This window comes from Mesorhizobium sp. M1006 (genome assembly GCF_040318825.1).
In the GTDB taxonomy this organism is placed as follows: domain Bacteria; phylum Pseudomonadota; class Alphaproteobacteria; order Rhizobiales; family Rhizobiaceae; genus Mesorhizobium.
Genome location: NZ_JAMYMZ010000098.1, coordinates 1 through 7,211, shown reverse-complemented (window position 1 = coordinate 7,211; position 7,211 = coordinate 1). Strand labels below are relative to the sequence as shown.

General features: G+C 61.9%; 10 protein-coding genes and 1 tRNA gene. All 11 read left to right on the top strand.

Going from position 1 to position 7,211, the window contains the following annotated elements:
• Positions 1-84 (top strand): EF-Tu C-terminal domain-related protein (locus tag NKH60_RS34305; RefSeq protein WP_502898581.1); only part of this gene is annotated, 84 nt, incomplete at its 5' end.
• Between the two features lie 159 nt (positions 85-243).
• Complete coding sequence (locus NKH60_RS34300; RefSeq protein ID WP_352875017.1) at positions 244-1,929, top strand: COG3904 family protein; 1,686 nt, start codon at positions 244-246, stop codon at positions 1,927-1,929.
• A gap of 96 nt (positions 1,930-2,025) precedes the next feature.
• Positions 2,026-2,508, top strand: a complete 483-nt coding sequence (locus NKH60_RS34295) for a group II truncated hemoglobin (RefSeq protein WP_352875016.1) — start codon at positions 2,026-2,028, stop codon at positions 2,506-2,508.
• Between the two features lie 145 nt (positions 2,509-2,653).
• Positions 2,654-3,157, top strand: coding sequence for a hypothetical protein (locus NKH60_RS34290; protein WP_352875014.1), 504 nt, complete (start codon positions 2,654-2,656; stop codon positions 3,155-3,157).
• Between the two features lie 77 nt (positions 3,158-3,234).
• A tRNA-Trp gene (locus NKH60_RS34285) sits at positions 3,235-3,310 on the top strand.
• Between the two features lie 363 nt (positions 3,311-3,673).
• Positions 3,674-3,877 (top strand): preprotein translocase subunit SecE, encoded by a 204-nt coding sequence (gene secE, locus NKH60_RS34280; protein ID WP_023680439.1) that lies wholly within the window; start codon positions 3,674-3,676, stop codon positions 3,875-3,877.
• 27 nt (positions 3,878-3,904) lie between these two features.
• The gene (nusG, locus tag NKH60_RS34275) at positions 3,905-4,432 is read left to right on the top strand and encodes a transcription termination/antitermination protein NusG (protein ID WP_006333333.1); all 528 of its coding nucleotides are present in this window, start codon (positions 3,905-3,907) and stop codon (positions 4,430-4,432) included.
• 160 nt (positions 4,433-4,592) lie between these two features.
• Complete coding sequence (gene rplK / locus NKH60_RS34270; RefSeq protein ID WP_023680440.1) at positions 4,593-5,021, top strand: 50S ribosomal protein L11; 429 nt, start codon at positions 4,593-4,595, stop codon at positions 5,019-5,021.
• A 4-nt stretch (positions 5,022-5,025) separates the two neighbouring features.
• Positions 5,026-5,724 carry a 50S ribosomal protein L1 gene (rplA, locus tag NKH60_RS34265; RefSeq protein ID WP_023680441.1) on the top strand — a complete coding sequence of 233 codons (699 nt, stop codon included), beginning with the start codon at positions 5,026-5,028 and terminating at the stop codon, positions 5,722-5,724.
• Between the two features lie 392 nt (positions 5,725-6,116).
• Positions 6,117-6,635, top strand: a complete 519-nt coding sequence (gene rplJ, locus NKH60_RS34260) for a 50S ribosomal protein L10 (RefSeq protein WP_008875657.1) — start codon at positions 6,117-6,119, stop codon at positions 6,633-6,635.
• 54 nt (positions 6,636-6,689) lie between these two features.
• Positions 6,690-7,067, top strand: a complete 378-nt coding sequence (rplL, locus tag NKH60_RS34255) for a 50S ribosomal protein L7/L12 (RefSeq protein ID WP_023680442.1) — start codon at positions 6,690-6,692, stop codon at positions 7,065-7,067.
• Positions 7,068-7,211 lie beyond the last annotated feature (144 nt).

The window sequence follows — 7,211 nt, the reverse complement described above, 5'->3', positions numbered from 1 at the left end:
GCCATGGAAGAGAAGCTGCGCTTCGCCATCCGTGAAGGCGGCCGCACCGTCGGTGCCGGCATCGTCGTCACCATCACAGAGTAATCGCCGGCGCTGCCGGTTGAGATCGGATGCAAAGGGGCGGTCTTCGGGCCGCCCTTTTGATTCTGATATTCTGGCAATGGATTAACCGCATTGCTTCAAATCCTGTTGCAAGCGCCTCTGCCATAACTAGTATAGGTTGCATCGAGGGGGGCTGCCCGAATGGTTCCATGGCGCCGCTTGCATAGTCAGGCATGGTGGTCGCTAGGACTGATCTGCCTGGTGTCGTTGCTTGCCATGGGCCACGCTGCCTTCGCAGCGGATGCAAAGAAATCCACACCGGAAAAATCCGCGCCGGATTTCGGCCCGACGATGCGGTTCGTCGTCGTGCGCAGCAGCGCGCCGGGCTGCGAGCCGACCTGTCCGGAATGGATATCGGCGGAAGGCTCGATAGAAGCCGGCACGCCGGCCCTGTTCAAACGCGCGCTGAAAGCGCTTGGCGGCCGAAAGCTGCCGATCGTCGTCGATTCCCCCGGCGGCAATGTCGAAGCGGCGCTGACACTTGGTCGCCTGATCCGCAAGAACAAGCTCGATATCGCCGTCGGCAAAACCCGCTTCGTCGGCTGTCTGCCAGATGTGAAGAACTGCAAGGAAAACGACGGCAAGAGCGCCCGTTATTTTGGCAATGCTTATGCCGATGGCGCCATCTGCAATTCCGCCTGTCCGCTGATGTTTTCCGGCGGCATCCGGCGCGTGGTAGGCGAATGGGCCTTTCTCGGCGTCCATCAGATCACCACGACCTATATCCGGACGAAATTGCTGTACCGCACCACCTATCGCATGGTGAAGGGCAAGAAGAAGATTCTCAGCACCAAGGTCGTCAGCCGGAAGAACGCCGGCAGCTACAAGACCTATGAGATGAACAAGCCGCTGGAGCGGAAGCTGGCGGCCTATCTGAAGGAGATGGGCGTCGGCCTGGGTGTGCTCGAGACCATGAAAAGCACACCGGCCAGCGGTATCCAGCAATTGGCTCCCTACGACATGCTGCAAATGAATCTCGTCACCAGCCGGGATGCCGTCGACCTGCTGACCGCGCCAACCCTATGCACGTCCGATCCGTTGCCGGCGAGTTGCAGGGAGGTGCCGGCGCCGGCGAATATCACGAAGCCGGCCGGCGAGGTGGTGGCGAAAGCCGAGCCTGCACCCGCAGGGCTCGAAACCCCGCGGCCGAAGGAGGTCGCAGACATGCGCTTCGTTGTGGTTCGCGGCAGCAACCCGCTTTGCAATCCAAACTGCCCGGAATGGATCTCGGCCGAAGGCGCGATTGCGCCTCAGACCCCGCAGAAGCTGCGCCAGTTGCTCGCCATGCTTGGCAACCGACGGCTGCCGGTGGTGGTCAGCTCACAAGGAGGCGACCTGTTCAGTGCTCTGGCGGTGGGGCGACTTATCCACGAAAAGAAGCTCGACATCGCCGTCGCCCGCACCGATTTCGTTGGCTGCGACCCGGGAGAGTGGAGTTGCTTGGCTAAAGAGGGCGCCTATGCCGGCCTGACCGTCGATTCGGGAGCGGTATGCGATTCGGCCTGCGCGCTCATGCTTGCCGGCGGCGTCAGACGGTTTGTCGGTCCGCAAGCGCGGCTCGGCATGTACCTGATGGGACAGCAGCAGATAATTAAGACCTATCTCGAGGACATGGCGATTGGTCCCGGTCTGTTCGCCGCGCTCGAGCAGCGCTCGGTCGAGCGCCAGCTCGAACCAGACCTAATGCTGAAGGTTGGACTGACGACGGGGCCGCAATCGGTGGACGCGCTGACGGGCGCCACCATCTGCAAGTCGTCGCCGAAGCCCGGCAACTGCCGCGTTCTGCCGTCCGCCAGCGCCGAGGCAGAGACGCCGGCGAAGCTTTAGCGCAACCTTGCACTGGCCATCGAGGCAGGTTGAGCGGCGCTCGATGTTTCCGCTATCGTCCAGCGCGGTTGAAGACCAGCATCGGAGGGATCGCGAATGAGCCAGGATGTCCCGACATTGTTTGAATGGGCAGGCGGCACCGAAGCGCTGAACCGCCTGACCCAAACCTTCTACGACAGCGTCTCTCGGGATCCCATCGTCGGGCCGGTGTTCAAGCACATGTCGCCGGATCATCCCGCTCACGTCGCGGCCTTCATCGGCGAAGTTTTCGGTGGACCGAAAACCTACAGCGAAAAGCATGGCGGCCATCGCGAGATGGTGATGCACCGTCTCGGCAAGCATCTGACCGAGGAGCAGCGCCGGCGCTGGATCAACCTTCTCGCCGACGCCGCCGACGAGGTCGGGCTGCCTGACGATCCCGAATTCCGCTCGGCTTTCATGGCCTATGTCGAATGGGGATCGCGGCTGGCCAAGATGAACTCCAACAAGGGCCCGACCTGCGATCCCGAGACCGAACCAATGCCGGCCTGGGATTGGGGGGTGCCGGGCGGCCCATACAAGGCGCCTTCGGGAGACTGACCGGGGCGCAAATCGGTCGAAAAGCCTGCCGCCAGGACCCGATTTGCGGGAAATGGGTGGCGGTGAATGGTTCGGTCCGCCAGGCTGGAACGGTTTGAGGCCGCCGTGGCTGGCGGGGGCCGCGCTGAAAAACCGGAGGCCTGCGATGGGATCGGACAGCAAAGCAAATTCTGACAGCAACCGCGGAATCCGAAATCCGTTTGGCGTCATGGACGTCCCCACTCCCGACGACGAGGAGGTGTCGGCGTTCGCCGCCGGCTTGAAACTGGAGGGAACTCCAAGCGATGAAAATGCCGAGGCATGGGGCACCGACCGCGACCGCGACCGCAACGACACCATCGAAGGCAGCTGGTCCAGCCGATGGAACGGCGGTGCCGATCCCACGATCCCGGGCGATAGCAAGCATAAATGGAAGTCCGGCCGGGGCGAGGTGAAGACGGCGGGAGAGAGGGTTTACCTGCTGTTCGATTGGCATGATGGCGTGCGCAAGGGGCTCATCGATGCGCGGCGCGAGGGTGCGAAAGGGCTGGTTGGAAAATACATCAATCTGACCGACCCGAAAATCGTGCGTCCCTGGGTCGGCTGGATCGTCAGCAATCAACGGATCGACGGGAAATGGCCGGGAGGACGCCTGGACTTTCGAAGATGAAGGCCGGGTAGCGCACGTCGCTCTTTACAGAGGGCGCGGAAGCTTTTAGGAAGCGCCTGCTGCGCCGACATGCGCATACGGGCATAGCTCAGTTGGTAGAGCGGCGGTCTCCAAAACCGCAGGTCGTAGGTTCGAGCCCTGCTGCCCGTGCCATTCTTTGAATGGATACCTAAAACGATTCTTTTGCAGTGCGGCCTTTGAAAACCGGCTTGTGACTTGCCATATAGCATAAGTTGCGGCATAAGGGCCGCATAGCCGGGACGGAACGACTGGATGGTTCCGAGGCGGCGTTTGCGCATAAAGCGGACACTTGCCACTTGCGTGGATCAAGAATCGGTTTTATGTAGACGAAACAGACACGCGACGCGTGGAGCTGGGAAGCCGGCTTTACGCGTCTGATTTGCATGGGCGAAATGATTGCGCTGATTCGGCGCGAACGCACGCTCAAGCGGCACGTCCCGGCCAGCGGGATCATCCAGGAGGCCCGGCCAACGGGTCTTGCAGACAGAGCGGCATATGGCTTCGAAAACCACAAATCCCTTCACCTTTCTCCAGCAGGTTCGCGCGGAGACCGCCAAGGTCACTTGGCCGTCGCGGCGCGAAACGATGATCTCGACGGTGATGGTCCTTGTGTTCGCGGTCATCGCGATGATCTTTTTCTTTACCGCAGACGTGGCCATGGGCTTTGCGGTCGAAAAAATCCTCGGCCTCGGACAGTAAGTCCGGCGATTACGGAGAAGTCTTGAAATGACCGCGCGGTGGTACATCGTCCACGCCTACTCGAACTTTGAAAAGAAGGTCGCCGAGGACATTGAGAACAAGGCCAAGCAGAAGGGCCTGTCCGCCGACATCGAGCAGATCGTGGTGCCGACCGAGAAGGTCGTCGAGATCCGCCGCGGCCGCAAGGTCGATGCCGAGCGCAAGTTCTTTCCGGGCTATGTGCTGCTGAAAGCCAATCTGACCGACGCCGTGTTCTCGCTCGTCAAGAACACGCCGAAGGTCACCGGTTTCCTGGGCGATTCCAAGCCGGTGCCGATCACCGAAGCCGAGGCCCAGCGTATCCTGAACCAGGTTCAGGAAGGCGTCGAGCGGCCGAAGCCGTCGGTGACGTTCGAGATCGGCGAAGCGATCCGCGTTTCGGATGGACCATTCGCGTCGTTCAACGGTTTCGTCCAGGAAGTGGACGAGGAGCGGGCGCGGCTCAAGGTGGAAGTTTCGATCTTCGGGCGCGCCGTGCCGGTCGATCTGGAATTCGGACAGGTCGAGAAGGGCTGATCCGAAATCCCTGCACCGGTTTCGGCGGCAGGGAAGGCGGCGCGGAGATCGCGCGGCCAAAAACGGGTGGGAGGCGAATGCGGCTTTAGCCGGCCGCGCGGACCGCACCACCAGACTGCAACCGCCGGCAAGACCGGCATGAGAAAAGGCAGGAAGAGAGATGGCTAAGAAAATTGCAGGCCAGCTCAAGCTCCAGGTTTCCGCGGGATCGGCCACGCCGTCGCCCCCGATCGGCCCGGCGCTTGGTCAGCGTGGCATCAACATCATGGAGTTCTGCAAGGCGTTCAACGCGCAGACCCAGGAAATGGAAAAGGGCTCGCCGGTTCCGGTCGTCATCACCTACTACCAGGACAAGTCGTTCACCTTCGTCATGAAGACGCCGCCGGTTAGCTACTTCCTGAAGAAGGCTGCCAACCTGAAGTCGGGATCGAAGGAGCCGGGCAAGGTCAAGGCCGGCACGATCGGCCGCGACAAGGTGCGCGCCATCGCCGAGCAGAAGATGAAGGATCTTAACGCAAACGACGTCGAGGCGGCCATGCGCATGGTCGAGGGCTCCGCCCGCTCGATGGGTCTGGAAGTGGTGGGCTGAGATCATGGCAAAGATTGCAAAGCGTGTATCGAAGACCCGCGAAGGCATCGATCCCAACAAGGCTTACGCTTTGGGTGAGGCGCTGAAGCTGCTCAAGGATCGCTCCTCGGTGAAGTTCGACGAGACGATCGAAGTCGCGATGAACCTCGGCGTCGACCCGCGCCATGCCGACCAGATGGTCCGCGGCGTGGTCAACCTGCCGAACGGCACCGGCCGCAGCGTTCGCGTCGCCGTCTTCGCGCGTGGCGACAAGGCCGAGGAGGCCAAGGCCGCCGGCGCCGACATCGTCGGAGCAGAGGATCTGGTCGACATCGTCCAGAAGGGCACGATCGACTTCGACCGCTGCATCGCCACGCCGGACATGATGCCGCTGGTCGGCCGTCTCGGCAAGGTGCTCGGTCCGCGCGGCATGATGCCGAACCCGAAGGTCGGCACCGTCACCACCGACGTTACCGCCGCCGTCAAGGCATCGAAGGGCGGCGCCGTCGAGTTCCGCGTCGAGAAGGCCGGCATCGTTCACGCCGGCGTCGGCAAGGTCTCGTTCGACGTCAAGGCGCTGGAAGAAAACGTCCGCGCCTTCGCTGACGCGGTGACCAGGGCAAAGCCGGCTGGTGCCAAGGGCAACTACGTCAAGAAGGTGTCGGTCACCTCGACGATGGGCCCGGGCCTCAAGCTCGACGTCTCGACGCTCGCTGCGTCCTGATACGAAACAATTGGATCGGCCGCTAAAACGCTGATCCGTGAAAGAATTCCGGGCCTCCGACCTGTCGGCGGCCCGGTACCGGAAGTCGAAAGGCTTCCGGACATCCTGTCCGAGATTGCAGGCGGCCCCCAAACCTTAGGTGATGTGGGCCTTAATTCATGTGGGCCTGCATGAGACGGGTGAAGACCGGACAAAGGAGCCACAAGCTCCAATGAAAGGTTCGAACCGTGTTTGCCTTTTGTCTGCGCACCGTCCGGCTTCCCGGCAGGTGTGGCGAAAGGGGGCAGGATCCTCGAGCGTCGTTCGGGAGATCCGTTACTGGATGGCCCGGCCGGCAAAAGGCAACCGACGCCTGTCCTTCATAGAGGGCAGGGGTCAACTGGAGATAGGCAGTGGACAGAGCGGAAAAACGCGAACTCGTCACGGGCCTGAATGATGCGTTCTCAAGCGCTGGTTCAGTCGTCGTGGCCCACTACGCCGGTATCACCGTCGCGCAAATGAACGACCTTCGGTCGAAAATGCGCGCCGCCGGTGGCACCGTCAAAGTCGCGAAGAACCGTCTCGCCAAAATCGCTCTTCAGGGCACGGACTCCGCATCGATCATCGAGCTGTTCAAGGGACAGACGCTGATCGCCTATTCGGAGGATCCGATTGCGGCGCCGAAGGTCGCGTCCGATTTCGCCAAGGGAAATGACAAGCTCGTCATTCTCGGCGGCGCAATGGGCACCACCTCGCTCAATGCCGACGGTGTAAAGGCACTCGCCACACTTCCGTCGCTCGATGAGCTGCGCGCCAGGCTGGTTGGCATGATCGCCACGCCGGCAACCCGGATCGCCCAGATCGTCAATGCGCCTGCGGCTTCGGTCGCGCGCGTCATCGGCGCTTACGCCCGGAAGGACGAGGCGGCATGAGGCCGTTCCTCGCTATCACAAACACACGTTCGAATCTTATGAAGGAACATTGCAATGGCTGATCTGGCAAAGATCGTAGACGACCTTTCGAAGCTGACCGTCCTCGAAGCGGCCGAGCTGTCGAAGCTTCTTGAAGAAAAGTGGGGCGTTTCCGCCGCTGCTCCGGTGGCGGTTGCCGCTGCCGGCGGCGCTGCGGCCGCTGCTGCTCCGGTCGAGGAAAAGACGGAATTCGACGTCGTCCTCACCGAGGCAGGCGCTCAGAAGATCAACGTCATCAAGGAAGTTCGCGCCATCACCGGTCTTGGCCTCAAGGAAGCCAAGGACCTGGTCGAGGCGGCTCCGAAGCCGGTCAAGGAAGCCGTTTCCAAGGCCGACGCGGACAAGTTCAAGGCCCAGCTGGAAGCAGCCGGCGCCAAGGTCGAACTGAAGTAAGCGTTGAGTACCGGGGGGGCGGGGGGCGGCGGCCCCCCCACCCTTAGGGGGGGAGGGGGGGGGGGGTAAGCGGAGAGGTGGGAAAACAAATTTAAGGGGGGGGCCCAAACGCCCTTACGGAAAAGGGTTTTTTGCGGGTTTTGG